The following is a 14,033-nucleotide window of genomic DNA, read 5'->3' as shown; positions in this document are numbered from 1 at the left end:
AGGTCTTGCCGCTCGCCAGACACTTCAAAGCTGTCAGGGCGGAATGAAACTGATTGGAGATGTCGTTTGGTGCATAACCCCTCACTCCGGCACTTTTTGTTGTCCACCGCCCTTGGTTTGGCGCTGGCTCTGCCTCTTGCAACAGGCTCGGTTCAGGCGCAGACGCCCGCACCAGCGGCTGCAACCGAAGCTGCGCAGCCTCCGGCCCAGTCTCAGGCACAAACAAATCTGCCAGAAATCACGAAATCCGAAGATATCAGCAGCTTTACCCTCGAAAACGGGTTGAAGGTCGTGGTTATTCCCGATCATCGCGCCCCGGTGGTCACGCAGATGATCTGGTATCATGTGGGGTCGGCTGATGAGGCACCGGGCAAATCCGGCATTGCGCATTTTCTTGAGCACCTGATGTTCAAGGGTACCAAGACCTATCCGGCTGGCGAGTTTTCAGCGAAAATCGCAGCCATCGGCGGGCAGGAAAATGCATTTACCTCTTATGATTACACGGCTTATTTTCAGCGTGTCGCTCCCGATGCGCTTGAAATGGTGATGGGTTATGAATCGGACCGCATGGCCAATCTAGTGCTCGACGAAGAGGCGGTTACGACTGAGCGCGAGGTTATCCTTGAAGAGCGTCGTATGCGTGTGGATTCAAATCCCGCAGCAATGCTGATGGAAAACACAGATGCTGTGCTTTTCTACAATCATCCTTATCGTGTGCCTGTGATTGGCTGGCGACAGGAAATGGAGAAACTCAGCCTCAAGGATGCGGTTGATTTCTACCAGCAATATTACACTCCGAATAATGCAACGCTGGTGATCGCCGGTGATGTGACACCTGAGCGCGTGCTCGATCTTGTCATGAAGACCTGGGCCACAATCCCCAAGCGTGCCGATGTTCTGCCGCGTGAGCGTCCGCAGGAGCCGGAAAAACACGCAGCCCGCGTTGTGACGCTGCATGACGATCGTGTGAGCACGCCGTCGTTCCGCATGTCGTGGCTGGTGCCGTCCTACTCCAATGAAAAGCGCTTCCCGAATGTGAAGGCAGGCGACGCGCCAGCACTTGATCTCCTGAGCGAGATTCTCGGTGGTTCACTACGCTCTCGTCTTTATCAGGAATTGATCGTCAAGCAGGGCATCGCATCCAACACTGGTGCGAGCTATGATGGCGACCCACTTGATGATGGAACATTCTCGGTTTACGGCTCGCCACAGAACGGTAAGACGTTGGCCGATGTGGAGAAGGCCGTTGATGCCGAAGTTGCACGTATCATCAAGGACGGCGTGACGCAGACCGAACTCGATCAGGCACGCAATCGCTTCCTCAAGGCAGTAACCTTCGCGCGCGACAGCCAGTCAGGTATGGCTCGGATTTATGGTTCCACGCTCTCTATCGGCATGAGTATCGAAGATATTCAGAAATGGCCAGATGTGATCAAGGGCGTTACCGTCGAGCAGATAAAAGATGCCGCGAACCGGTATCTGGTGAAAAATCAGTCGGTGACGAGTTACTTGCTGCCGCCGGATACTGAACCTGAAAATGCACGCGAGAATCCGAATGCTGCCGCTGGCAATGCAGGTGAGAATGGCGCGGGAGGAGCAATCCAGTGAGCAAAGCTATTGCGTTGAATGTTAATCGTGCAACGACCGCGATGATGGCGCTGGCAACATCCATGATGTTGCTGGTCATTCTGAACCTTCCGGCATACGCAATCGAGATTCAGGAGGTTGTTTCGCCAAAGGGCATCAAAGCCTGGCTGGTTGAAGATAGTTCGGTGCCGCTCATTTCTATGCGCTTCTCGTTCAAGGGGGGCACATCGCAGGACCCGGGTGGCAAGGAAGGTCTTGCCAATCTGATGACCGGGCTTTTCGATGAAGGCGCTGGCGACCTCGATTCCGACAGTTTTCAGGACCGCATCGATAACCTCGGTGCAGAGATGAGCTTCTCAGCTTCGCCTGATTCGGTATCTGGCAATATTCGTATGCTTGCCGAGAACCGTGATGCAGTGAATGGACTGCTGGCGCTTGCCGTTAACAAGCCGCGCTTTGATCAGGATGCGATTGACCGCATTCGTCAGCAGGTGGTTGCAAGCCTCGAAGCCTCGCAGCGCAATCCTTCAACCATTGCCTCGCGCAAGTTCTCCGAAGTTCTCTATGGCAACCATCCTTATGGTCGCCCGGACGAAGGCACAGTTAAATCGCTGCAATCAATCAGCCGCGAAGACCTTGTCAATTTCCACCGCAAGAACTTTGCTCGCGATCGCCTGACGATCGGCGTTGTTGGTTCGATTAACGCCAAGGATCTTGGCGAAATGCTCGACAAGGTATTCGGCGATCTGCCTGCAAATGCCGAACTTGTCCCAGTGCCTGATGCAAAACTCGCACTTGGCACGACGACAAGCCTCAGCTTTGACATGCCACAGACATCGATCAGCTTTGTCTATCCGGCAGTTCCACGTAAAGATCCGGAATTCTTCGCTTCTTACCTGATGAATCACATTCTGGGTGGCGGTTTCACCTCGCGTCTTTATGCGGAAGTGCGTGAAAAGCGCGGTCTCGCCTATTCGGTATCGTCATCGATGGCATTGCGTGATCATGTATCCGCATTGACAATTTCGACTGCGACACGGCCTGAAAAGGCGCAGGAATCGCTCAAGATCATTCGCGAGCAGGTCGCTGCAATGGCAAATGATGGTCCGACAGAAGCCGAGCTTGCTGCAGCCAAGAGCTATCTCAAGGGCTCTTATGCGGTGAACAATCTCGATTCATCGGTGTCGATTGCCGACACGCTCGTTGGCCTTCAGGAAGCAGGGCTTGATCGTGATTACATCGACAAGCGCGCCGAACTGATTGATGCGGTGACGCTCGATCAGGTGAAAGCTATTGCCAAAAAGCTTTTGGAAGCAGAACCTGCAATTCTGATTTTCGGTCCAGCTCAGTCTTAAGTTGGCCCAATCTTAGTTTGGCACAATCGTAAGCCGATATGCCGTGAGGAAAGCTTCATGGATGTAACCGTACCGACATCACCGCGTATCGCCGTCGCCTTTGGCGGCGGCGGTGCTCGCGGTATCGCACATATCCATATTATCGAAGTGTTGGACGAACTGGGCATAAAGCCGGTTGCGATTTCTGGTTCATCCATCGGTTCGATTGTCGGGGCCGGAATGGCGAACGGCATGAGCGGCAAGGAAATTCATGAATATATGGCGGCGATTTTCAATCGCCGTTCGGAAGTCGCCCGCCGCATGTGGCAGGCGCGCCCGGAACGCTGGGTCGAGCTGCTGAAAGGCGGTTTCCGCGTCAGCCAGTTCAATATCGAGAAGATATTAGAAGTCTTTCTACCCGCAGCCCTACCCGAAAATGTGGAAGAGCTGAAAATCCCGATGAGCATTACCGCTTCGGATTTTCATGCGGCCACGGAACTCAATATCGAACAGGGCGACCTGCGTTCTGCCATCGCCGCTTCTTGCGCTATTCCGCCGGTGTTTAGACCGGTCCGTCGCAATGGGCGAATTCTGGTGGATGGTGGACTGCTCAATCCGGTGCCATTCGATCTGCTGTTCGATAAGGCGGATATTGTGATTGGAATTGATGTTGTTGGTGCCCCTGTAGGGCCTGATGATTATATGCCGACCACAATCGAAGCTGTCATGGGTGCCAACCAGCTCACCATGTGCTCGATCATCGAGAACAAGTTCCGCAATCGCCCGCCACATATTTTTCTGCGTCCGAACGTCGAACGAATAGGCTTGCTCGATTTCCTGAAGTTCGAACAGATTCTATCGCAAAGTGCAGATATCCGCGAAGAGTTGAAACTCGCCCTCGACGCGGTTTTAAGCGGTAAGCCTGCCGCTGCGGCGTCCTGAGCATCCCCAGCGTTGATGCGTAGGATAGGGCGATAAAACTAACGAGTGGATTTTTCGAATTTGACCTTTGATACAGTATGGTTATCGGTCGGGGTTCAAACGTCAAATTCAATCCACTACAGCATAACTCCTTAAACTTGAATCAGTTTAAGGTAAAATTATGCTGTAAATATAAAGTGTTAGAGCGACCTTTGTGCGCCCAAGAGGGTGCGCGGCGCTCTAGCGATTATTCAGCTGCAACTGCGGCCGACGCCGTACCTTCGTCGATATTGGCAACTGCATCGATGCCGTCGCCCGCTTTATCGATCCGCTGGCCTTCGCGCTGTGGTTTAACCAGAGGCTCAGGCGTGACGGGCTTGTTGAAGAGCAGATGCCGTCCTGCCATGATTCCTTCCGATGCCTGGACGTGCAGGCGGTCTTCGTCGCGTTGCCGCACGTCCTCGCGGATTGCATAAGCGTTGGCTTCTGAAAGTCCTAAACCTTCAAGCGTACGCTGACCAAACAGAAGGCCGGATTCGAAAGTTTCGCGCAGCTCATATTCCACGCCTTGTGCGCGAAGTTGCAGCGTGTGTTCACGGTCATAGGAACGCACAAAAAGACGCACATCGGGATATTCCGACTGGATCAGATTAACGATCCGGTTGGTAATTTCCTTCTTGTGCGTACACACGGCGACAATTTTGGCTTTGCGGATGCCCGCTGCTTCGAGCACATCCTTGCGGGTGCCATCGCCGAAATAGATGCGGAAACCGAATTTTCCGGCGGCACGTACGCGGTTCGGTGAGTTGTCGATCACCGTCACATCGATGCCGCCAGCAAGCAGTATCTGGGCGGAAATCTGCCCGTAACGCGAAAAGCCGATCATCAGTACATCAGCGCCAGCGCCCTCGAAGTTTTCTTCGATGACGTCTTCGGTCTTGTCTTTGATCAGCAGTCTTGAGCCGATGGCCACAGAAAGCGGTGTAAGTGCCATTGAAACTGTGACGGCGGCGACAAGCTCCGAGCTTAGTGCATTCGAAATGACGGCTGCTGCTGCGGCAGCGGAAAATAGCACAAAGGCAAACTCGCCGCCCTGTGGCAGCAGAAATGCAACGCGGATTGCGTCATTATGGTTCGAGCGGAAGATGCGGCATAGAACATAGATGATGGCGGCCTTGACGATCATGAAGATTGGGACGGCCATCAGAATGGTCTTCCAATATTGCAGGATCACAGTCAGATTGAGCGAAAGACCAACAGCCACGAAAAACAGGCCGAGGAAAATTCCGCGAAAAGGTTCGATATCTGCTTCAAGCTCGTGTCTGTAAGACGATTCGGCCAGCAGCACGCCTGCAATGAATGCCCCCATTGCCATGGATAGTCCTGCCGCCTGCAAAAGACTGGCTGAACCCAGCACCACAAAAAGGGCAGCTGCGATCATCACTTCGCGTGCGCCGGTATTAGCAATGATACGGAACATCGGGTTGATGAGATAGCGTCCCGCAATCACCAGAGCGATAATCGCAGCAATGGCCGTTGCCAGATGAAAGCCAGCACTGGCCTGTGAAGGCTCATTGGGGGACAGTGCAGGAATGATCGCCAGAATAGGAACGATGGCGAGGTCCTGAAACAACAGGATGGCGAAGGCACGCTGTCCGTGTTTCTGGTTGGTCTCAGCGCGGTCTTCCAGCACCTGCATAGCAAATGCCGTTGAGGATAGCGCCAAGCCGAAACCGATGATAATTGCCGCATTGGTCTCCAGGCCAGCAAGATAGACACCCAAGGCTGCCAATGCCGAGCCGGTGAGCAGGACTTGGGCAGCACCCAGGCCGAAAATTGCATGACGCAACGACCAGAGCCGTGATGGCTTCAGCTCAAGTCCGATGATGAACAGCAAAAAGACGACGCCCAGCTCCGAAAAATGCAGCAGTTCCTCACCTTCCGAGATAAGGCGTGCAACTGGACCAATCGCAATTCCGGCGGCGAGATAGCCCAGAACGGTGCCAAGGCCAAGGCGTTTGAATAAGGGCCCAGCGATGATCGCACCACCCAGAATCATCAGCGCCTGTAAGTAAAGACTTCCGCCTGTTGCGACCATGTTTTGCTCTTGGAATATGAAGAATGTGGCAAGCTTGCCTTGAAGCCCCCCGATTTCAGCAATATAGACACATGATATGGCTCTAATCAGTCCGATGTCGAATAATTTGACGATATTTTTTCGCAAATTCCCATTACGGTTGGTTATATCTCGTGGTTACCAGTCTGGTGCCGTTTTGCCCCTGTAGTCTTGGATTATGTAATGATTTCAGATAATTCGTCGGATAAACTGGTCGACCGCGCAGCGCAGCTGGTGGCTGCTGCAAAGCGTGCGGGGGCTGACCATGCTGACGCGGTTGTGATCCGTGCGCGCTCTGTTAGCGTCTCTGTTCGGCTTGGTAAGGTCGAGGGAACCGAATCGTCGGAGAGTGATGATTTCTCTCTTCGAGTGTTCGTTGGGCGACGTATCGCCAGTGTTTCAGCCAATGCTGGCAGCGATCCTAACAAATTGGCGGAGCGTGCTGTTGCCATGGCGCGTGTTGCTCCGGAAGATCCGTATGAGCAACTGGCCGATCCGGCTTTGCTGGTAAAAGCTCCCCGTGATCTCGATCTTTTCGACGCGATCGAAATCGATACGGCGCGCCTTACCGAAGACGCACTGGCAACTGAAGCGGCAGCGCGTGCCGTGCAGGGCGTGAGCAATTCGGGTGGGGCTGGTGCATCGCGCAGCATGGGCGGGCTTGTGCTCGTTACATCTTCAGGCTTTTCAGGCGAATATGCTGCAACGCGTTTTGGTCGTTCGGTGTCTGCAATCGCAGGCGAAGGCACGAAGATGGAGCGCGACTATGATTTTAGTTCTCGCCTTCACTTTGCCGATCTCGACACACCCGAATATATCGGCAGACGCGCCGGTGAACGCGCCGTGCGTCGTCTGGGTGCACGCCAAGCCAAGACGGGTCCGGTTACGGCCGTTTTTGATCCACGGTTGGCGCGGGGTATTGCTGGCCATCTCGCGAGCGCAATCAACGGTGCTGCCGTTGCACGCAAGACCAGCTTTCTGCGCGACAGTCTGGGCAAGCAGATTTTGAAGGCGGGGATCAATGTTACCGATGATCCGCTGCGCATTCGTGGATCATCGTCGCGCCCGTTTGATGGCGAAGGCATCGAAGGTCAGCCCTTGATGATGGTTGAAGATGGCATGTTGCAGCAATGGCTTCTGTCAGGTTCGAGTGCACGTGAACTGGGATTGACCGGCAACGGACGCGGTGTGCGTTCGGGTTCAGGTGTCTCACCGGCTTCGACCAATTTTGCCATTGAACCAGGTGTGGAAACACCAGAATCGCTGATCCGGTCTGTAGGCACCGGCTTTTATGTAACGGAAGTGTTCGGGCAGGGCGTCGATATGATCACGGGCCAATATAGCCGTGGCGCTTCCGGGTTCTGGATTGAAAACGGGGAGCTTGCCTATCCTGTGAGTGAGGTGACGATTGCCTCTAATCTCAAGGATATGTTCCTCAATATGACGCCCGCTTCCGATATTGACCGGAATTTTGGCATGACGGCCCCAACCCTTGTGATTGAAGGCATGACCCTTGCCGGAAATTGAGAAACGCAAAGATATACAGAACGAACTAGAACTTCTGCGCAATGCAGCGCGCGAAGCTGGCCGTATTGCAATGCGTTATTTCGGCCAGTCGCCGGAAGTTTGGTTGAAAGATGGACAGTCCCCCGTCAGCGAAGCGGATTTCGCAGTCGATAACTATCTGAAGGAAGTGCTGCTTGAAGCACGGCCTGATTATGGCTGGATTTCAGAAGAAACTACGGATGAAAGAGTGGCCGCCGCGCGCCGCCGCGCATTTGTGGTCGATCCGATTGATGGCACACGCGGTTATATCAATGGGCAAACCCAGTGGTGTGTGAGCATTGCCATCGTGGAAGACGGCAAGCCAATTGCCGGTGTGCTGCAATGCCCTGCACGCAATGAAGTGATCGAAGCTGGCAAAGGCTTTGGTGCATCGCAAAACGGCCTGCCGATTAGTACCCGTCTGCCACCAAATGGCCATAAAATTGCCATGGCTTCGGCAAAAAGGATGGTCGAAACTTTGCCGGAAGGCTGGCGTGATCGCGTGATTTTGCGTCCTTATGTACCATCGCTCGCCTATCGGATTGCGATGGTTGCGCGTGGTGATATCGCCGGTACCTTCATTCGGCCAAATTCACATGATTGGGACTTGGCCGCAGCCGATCTCATCCTGAGTGAGTCGGGCGGAGCGCTCTTGACCCACGACGCTCAGCCTCTCATCTACGGTGGACCGACGCTACAACATGGTGCGCTGGTTGCGTCCAGCGGAAACCTTTTGCAGGAAATGTTGAGTGTTGTCGCGGACTGGCCATTGAGCTAATCATGCGGCGAATAAGTTTGTTTCAAGGGATATTGTCATGAGTGCCGAAGGCGACAAAAAGCAGCTTCTTCATCTGGTATTTGGCGGTGAGCTGAAAAAGCTAGGAACCGTTCAGTTCCGCGATCTCGATAATCTCGATGTCGTTGGCATCTATCCTGATTACGAGTCTGCCAAAACTGCCTGGAAGTCCAAGGCGCAGCAGACTGTCGATAATGCGCACATGCGTTATTTCATTGTTCACCTGCATCGCTTGCTTGATCCTGAAGGCGTTGACCTGAAAGCGGAATAAGCGCTTTTGTCTGCTCCGCACAAAGATCAGATGGCAAAGGAAAAAAGCGCACCGAAAGCCGGTGAACGCAGCCGCTCGGATGGATTTGCAAAGCGTATGTGGCGCCGCATTCGCGGGCCACTTGCGCGTTCGGCTTTCTTACAATCCGCGCTGGTGCAGCTCATTTCCAGCTATCTGAAATTTGTGCATCTGACCAATCCGCGTCTCAAGGGATCTGCTGATATCAAGACCCTTTTGCGCGAAAATAGCCCCTCAATCATAACGTTCTGGCACGGTCAGCACATTATGGCAGCGGCGGTGCGTCCCCATGATCTTGAAGTGGTGGCCATGTTTTCCCGCAGTGCCGATGCGGAACTCAATGCACGTATCGCTGAGAAGTTCGGCTTCATCACAGTGCGAGGCTCTGGTGGGCGCGGTGAAGGCAACTCCGCTAGAAAAGGTGGAGCGCGCGCGCTTTTAACGTTGAAAAATGCCCTGAAAAAGGGACAATCAGCGTCAATGATTGCTGATATCGCCCACGGCAAAGCGCGTGAAGCGGGCGAAGGAATTATTTTGCTGGCCAAATTATCAGGTCGACCAATAATGCCTTTTGCGTATGCTTTTTCGCGGAATCATGTTTTGCATAAGACATGGGATAAGACCACAATTCCGTTGCCATTCGGCCGCTCGATAATTGTCTGTGGAGAGCCGGTCTGGGTGGATGAAAATGCCGATGAGGCACAACTGGAAGAAAAGCGCATGGAATTGACGCGCCAACTCAATGACGCGACGACCAAGGCCTATGCCGCATTGGAGGCAGGTAAATGAGTGAACGTTGGGCACGAAACATGTTGTCGGCCTATCGTATGCTCGGCTCTGCGGTCTATCCTTTCATCGGCACTTATATTTCCTATCGTGCATCACGCGGCAAAGAAGAGCGTGCCAGGCGCGGTGAGCGTTACGGCAAAACGTCGATAGCTCGACCGCAAGGGCCTGTCATATGGGCTCATGCTGCAAGTGTTGGAGAATCGGTTGCTATGGCGCCGCTGATTGAAAGCATCGCAGCCACTGGTATCCACATCGTTATGACGACGGGAACGGTGACATCGGCGAAACTGGTTGCCGATCAGCTGGGCAATCAGGTTATCCATCAATATGCGCCGCTCGATCTGCAACCGGCGGTCAACAATTTCCTTGATCACTGGAAGCCGGATCTGGCGATAGGCTGTGAATCCGAGATTTGGCCAGCAACAGTGCTTTCGCTTGGCGCGCGGCATATTCCGCATGTGCTGGTCAACGGCCGTCTTTCGGACCGTTCTTTTGCGGCATGGCAGAAACGACCAGAATTGGCGGAAGCGCTATTTGAAAACTTCGCGCATGTGATTGCGCAGTCCGAGCTTGATGGCGATCGATTTCGGGCTCTTGGGGCAAGGCCGGTTAGCGTTTCGGGCAATCTCAAGGTCGATACGGCCCCGGCACCTGCCGATCCGCAGGCACTGGCAACCATGCAGCGCCAAATTGCCGGACGTCGTACATGGGCTGCAATCTCTACCCACGATGGTGAAGAAGAGATAGCGGCAGAAGTCCATCAGATGCTGAAGGTACGATATCCGCGTCTGGTCACGATCATCGTTCCGCGTCATCCCAACCGCGCTCCCGCCATTGAAGCTATGCTTGGCGAAAAGGGATTGAAAGTCGCAGCACGCAGCCGCGGAGACGTTATCGAAGCGGATACCGATATTCTGCTTGGTGATACGATTGGCGAGATGGGGCTTTATCTCCAACTCACCGAGATTGCCTTCATTGGTAATTCACTGACCAAAGAAGGTGGGCATAATCCGCTTGAACCCGCCATGATGGGCACAGCAGTGCTGACGGGCAAGAATGTTCAGAATTTCCGTGAATCCTTCCAGCGCCTTATCAAGAATGGTGGTGCGCGCGTGGTGAAGGATCGCAACATGCTCGCCGGTGCGATCAACTTTCTCTTCAATAATCCGCAGCACCTGCGCTCGATGATCGCTGCCGGTGCAAACACGGTAAAGGATATGCGCGGCGCGCTGGATCGCACATTGAATTCGCTCGAGCCATTCATTCAGCCGCTAGTTTTGCAGGCGCAGTTGCCGGGAAATCGTAGCGATTCGGCCTTTATCAACGGCGGCATCTAAGCATGGCGAGCGAGGCACCACCCTTCTGGTGGGAAAAGCCTGACTGGCGTGCCTGGGGGCTTGCGCCGCTGTCCTGGGTCTATGGCGCTATTGCTGGCCGACGGCTTCTTAAAGCGGAACCGCCAAAAATCGCGGCGCCCGTTCTCTGTATCGGTAATTTTACAGTGGGCGGCGCAGGCAAAACTCCGACTGCTATTGCCTTTTCAAAGGCCGCAAAAGCGCGCGGCTTACATCCCGGTATTGTTTCACGCGGTTATGGCGGCAATTACAAAGGGCTGCACATCGTTGACCCGTCCTCTGACAGCGCACGTCATGTCGGCGACGAACCGCTGCTGCTTGCGCGTCATGCGCCCGTAGCGCTTTGCCCGGATCGCTTGAAGTCGGCGCAGGAATTACATCGGCGCGGCTGCGACTTTATCATTATGGATGATGGTTTTCAGAGTGCACGACTGCATGCCGACTTTTCGCTGCTGGTGGTCGATTCGACACGCGGGATCGGCAACGGTCTAGTGATTCCTGCAGGTCCCTTGCGCGCGCCGTTGACTGACCAGATGCGCAAGACCGACGCTCTGCTGCGCATTGGCAAGGGTGGTGCGGCTGATTTTGTGGTGCGGCAGGCGTCACGTGCCGGGCGCGCCGTTTACGAGGCACGGTTGCTGCCTTCGTCGGCTTCAGCGGTTGCTGGCAATCGCTGGCTGGCTTTTGCGGGGATTGGCAACCCCGCCAAGTTCTTTGCCAGTGTGGAGGAGGCTGGCGGCGAGGTTGTGGAAAGTCAAACCTTCCCAGATCATTACAGCTATCAGCCGGATGATATTCGCAAACTCATTGAAACGGCGGACCGGCTTGGATTGGGCCTAATTACCACTGCCAAGGATCACGTTCGCCTGGTGACAATGAGTGACGTGCCTAATGAGTTTATGCGCGAATTAGCCGTACTCGATATAGATCTGCAATTTGAGCGTAAGGACGCGCTGGGCCATATTCTCGATATGGCAGTCGAGCGGTACAACGCCCGCTCCTTATCGGCTTCTAAACCAGTTTAAGCCTTCTTGCGGCTGCGCAATTCAGGATTAAGTGCAAGCTCACGCTCGTAGGAAATCAGCCCCGACGCATAAGCTTCCTGGCGCGCAACGCTCCAGTATTTCAGCTCGTCGAGCGGAACAGGTGCACCTGTGACCGCGCACAGGACGAAAGAGCCGTGCTTTACGATTTCAAAATCGCCGTCGAGATAACGCAGGACAGCTTCTGATGAGCGAGGTGATTCAAATTTGTTCATTGTGTAATTCCTTGATGCCAGAATCTATCAAGCAGCGAATGCTTCGTCCAGAGCGTGTCGCGTTTAATCGCACCCATGGTGCTCGCTCTAGATCCATTTAACTGCGACATGCTTTACCCTCTGCTTAGCGCCGGCCAAACAATCGCTCAATATCGGTAAGTTTCAGCTCAATATAGGTGGGGCGTCCGTGATTGCATGTACCGGAGCCGGGTGTTGCCTCCATATCACGCAAGAGCGCATTCATTTCTTCAGGTTTAAGTCGTCGACCCGAACGCACTGAACCGTGGCAGGCCATGGTGGCAGCGACATGATTGAGCATGGCTTTCAAACCATCGGACGTGTCGTGTTCCGCAACTTCATCAGCCAAATCGCGGATAAGCTGCTGCACGTTCATCTCGCCAAGCATGGCAGGTGTTTCGCGCACAGCGATTGCGCCGGGGCCAAACTGTTCAATACCGAGGCCGAATCGTGCCAGCGTCTCAGAATGGGCGGTGAGCCGCTCGGCATCTTCTTCCGGCAGGTCAACGATTTCGGGTATCAGCAGCATCTGCCCCGGTATCGGGCGAGAATGCAGCGCATTCTTCAACGCTTCATAGACGAGGCGCTCATGTGCTGCGTGCTGGTCTATGATGACCAGACTGTCTTCTGTCTGCGCGACGATATAATTTTCGTGAATCTGTGCACGTGCAGCGCCAAGTGGCTTCTGCATCGTTTCGACAGAGGCTTCCCCGATGGTGGCGCGTGCATCGGCTGCGGGTATTGTTGCAATCGTTGCCTGCTCGTCTTCATGAAAGGCAAGCGGGCTATCAAAACTCAGCGGCTTATGTGCCGGGTGTGCCGTTTGCGGCGACCATTCTGTACGTGGCGCGGATGGTGTCGCTGGTCGCCACGCAGGAGCCGCGTAATTGCCGGTAGAGGCGCGCGATTGAAATCCTTCAGCTCGGAACGCTTGCAGCATGGTTTCTGCGCCGCTTGTTGCCGGGCGTATGCCTGACTGTGCAAGCGCTTGCTTGATGGCACCCACAATAAGACCACGCACAAGGCCTGGATCACGGAAGCGAACATCTGCTTTGGCAGGATGCACGTTCACATCCACCAAAGATGGATCGAGTGTCAGAAACAGCACTGCCACTGGATGGCGGTCACGCGCAATGACATCGGAATATGCACCGCGCAGGGCGCCGAAAATCTGTTTATCGCGAACGGGGCGGCCATTCACATATGCAAATTGATGCAGTGCATTGCCCCGGTTAAATGATGGGATGCCGGCAAAACCCGCAAGTCTCACACCATCGCGCTCGGCATCAATATGCAGCGCATTGTCCGAAAATTCCTTGCCGAGTATCTGGCCTATACGCTCAAGCGTGGCATCGACACCGTTTCCTGTCGCGGGAAGTTCGAGCGGCGTTCGATCCGTGCCTGCCAGTGAAAACCGAACCTGCGGGAAGGCGATTGCAATCCGTTTGACGATATCGGTGATGGCAGTCGCTTCGGCGCGATCGGTTTTCATGAACTTTAGACGCGCAGGCGTCGCATAAAAGAGGTCGCGTACTTCGGCAATGGTACCGCGATTGAGTGCTGCCGGGCGTGGGCCTTCCAGACGCCCGCCATTGACCGCCACTTCAAAGCCGGACTCGGCATCCTGCGGACGTGATTTCAGCGTGAGTTTTGAAACGGAACCGATGGACGGCAACGCTTCGCCGCGAAACCCCAGCGCGCGAATATCATTCACATCGTCGGTGAGCTTGGACGTGCAATGGCGTGAAACGGCGAGTGACAGCTCATTGGAAGGAATGCCTGAACCATTATCGGTCACGCGTAGAAGTGTCTTGCCGCCGCCAGCGGTCACAACCTCGATACGGGTTGCGCCAGCATCGATTGCGTTTTCGACAAGTTCCTTGATCACGCTGGCTGGGCGTTCAATCACTTCGCCAGCGGCAATCTGGTTTATAATGGTTTCGCTTAAGTGCTGGATCGTCATGAAGCGACTATAGCGGATTCGCGATTGCTAAAAACCGCCATTTGTCGATGATACAGATCACA

The 14,033-nt window shown here is 54.4% G+C and carries 12 protein-coding genes; 9 read left to right on the top strand and 3 right to left on the bottom strand.

Going from position 1 to position 14,033, the window contains the following annotated elements; translation table 11 throughout:
• The first annotated feature begins 69 nt into the window (after positions 1 to 69).
• The 3 genes from CES85_RS04835 to CES85_RS04820 are packed head-to-tail and all read left to right on the top strand — an operon-like array spanning position 70 to position 3,863.
• A complete protein-coding gene (locus CES85_RS04835) occupies positions 70 to 1,608 on the top strand; it encodes a M16 family metallopeptidase (RefSeq protein WP_095445707.1) in 1,539 nt (512 codons plus the stop codon).
• Between the two features lie 41 nt (positions 1,609 to 1,649).
• A complete protein-coding gene (locus CES85_RS04825; RefSeq protein WP_244923238.1) occupies positions 1,650 to 2,942 on the top strand; it encodes a M16 family metallopeptidase in 1,293 nt (430 codons plus the stop codon).
• Between the two features lie 57 nt (positions 2,943 to 2,999).
• The gene (locus CES85_RS04820; protein ID WP_095444872.1) at positions 3,000 to 3,863 is read left to right on the top strand and encodes a patatin-like phospholipase family protein; all 864 of its coding nucleotides are present in this window, start codon (positions 3,000 to 3,002) and stop codon (positions 3,861 to 3,863) included.
• 226 nt (positions 3,864 to 4,089) lie between these two features.
• Here the strand turns inward: CES85_RS04820 and CES85_RS04815 are convergent, their stop codons facing one another.
• Positions 4,090 to 5,940 carry a monovalent cation:proton antiporter-2 (CPA2) family protein gene (locus CES85_RS04815; protein WP_095444871.1) on the bottom strand — a complete coding sequence of 617 codons (1,851 nt, stop codon included), beginning with the start codon at positions 5,938 to 5,940 and terminating at the stop codon, positions 4,090 to 4,092.
• A 201-nt stretch (positions 5,941 to 6,141) separates the two neighbouring features.
• Here CES85_RS04815 and CES85_RS04810 point away from each other — a divergent pair, with 201 nt between their 5' ends.
• The 6 genes from CES85_RS04810 to lpxK are packed head-to-tail and all read left to right on the top strand — an operon-like array spanning position 6,142 to position 11,757.
• Positions 6,142 to 7,485 carry a TldD/PmbA family protein gene (locus tag CES85_RS04810; RefSeq protein WP_095444870.1) on the top strand — a complete coding sequence of 448 codons (1,344 nt, stop codon included), beginning with the start codon at positions 6,142 to 6,144 and terminating at the stop codon, positions 7,483 to 7,485.
• Complete coding sequence (locus CES85_RS04805) at positions 7,472 to 8,281, top strand: 3'(2'),5'-bisphosphate nucleotidase CysQ (protein WP_095444869.1); 810 nt, start codon at positions 7,472 to 7,474, stop codon at positions 8,279 to 8,281. The genes CES85_RS04810 and CES85_RS04805 overlap by 14 nt, the downstream gene beginning before the upstream one ends.
• A 37-nt stretch (positions 8,282 to 8,318) precedes the next feature.
• Entirely contained in the window at positions 8,319 to 8,570 is a 252-nt protein-coding gene (locus CES85_RS04800) for a DUF4170 domain-containing protein (RefSeq protein ID WP_095444868.1), read from the top strand.
• Between the two features lie 30 nt (positions 8,571 to 8,600).
• Positions 8,601 to 9,377 (top strand): lysophospholipid acyltransferase family protein, encoded by a 777-nt coding sequence (locus CES85_RS04795; protein WP_095444867.1) that lies wholly within the window; start codon positions 8,601 to 8,603, stop codon positions 9,375 to 9,377.
• Entirely contained in the window at positions 9,374 to 10,714 is a 1,341-nt protein-coding gene (gene waaA, locus CES85_RS04790; protein ID WP_095444866.1) for a lipid IV(A) 3-deoxy-D-manno-octulosonic acid transferase, read from the top strand. Before CES85_RS04795 ends, waaA begins: the two co-directional genes overlap by 4 nt.
• A 2-nt stretch (positions 10,715 to 10,716) precedes the next feature.
• Positions 10,717 to 11,757, top strand: a complete 1,041-nt coding sequence (gene lpxK / locus CES85_RS04785; protein ID WP_095444865.1) for a tetraacyldisaccharide 4'-kinase — start codon at positions 10,717 to 10,719, stop codon at positions 11,755 to 11,757.
• On the opposite strand, the gene CES85_RS04780 is transcribed toward lpxK, so the two are convergent.
• Positions 11,754 to 11,990 (bottom strand): DUF2093 domain-containing protein, encoded by a 237-nt coding sequence (locus CES85_RS04780; RefSeq protein ID WP_095444864.1) that lies wholly within the window; start codon positions 11,988 to 11,990, stop codon positions 11,754 to 11,756. The two genes, lpxK and CES85_RS04780, sit on opposite strands and share 4 nt — an antisense overlap.
• A 124-nt stretch (positions 11,991 to 12,114) precedes the next feature.
• Positions 12,115 to 13,971 (bottom strand): DNA mismatch repair endonuclease MutL, encoded by a 1,857-nt coding sequence (gene mutL / locus CES85_RS04775; protein ID WP_095444863.1) that lies wholly within the window; start codon positions 13,969 to 13,971, stop codon positions 12,115 to 12,117.
• Positions 13,972 to 14,033 lie beyond the last annotated feature (62 nt).

This window comes from Ochrobactrum quorumnocens (assembly GCF_002278035.1).
Classification (GTDB): Bacteria; Pseudomonadota; Alphaproteobacteria; order Rhizobiales; family Rhizobiaceae; genus Brucella; species Brucella quorumnocens.
The sequence above is the reverse complement of the archived record's forward strand: the minus strand, read 5'-3'. Positions and strand labels throughout refer to the sequence as shown.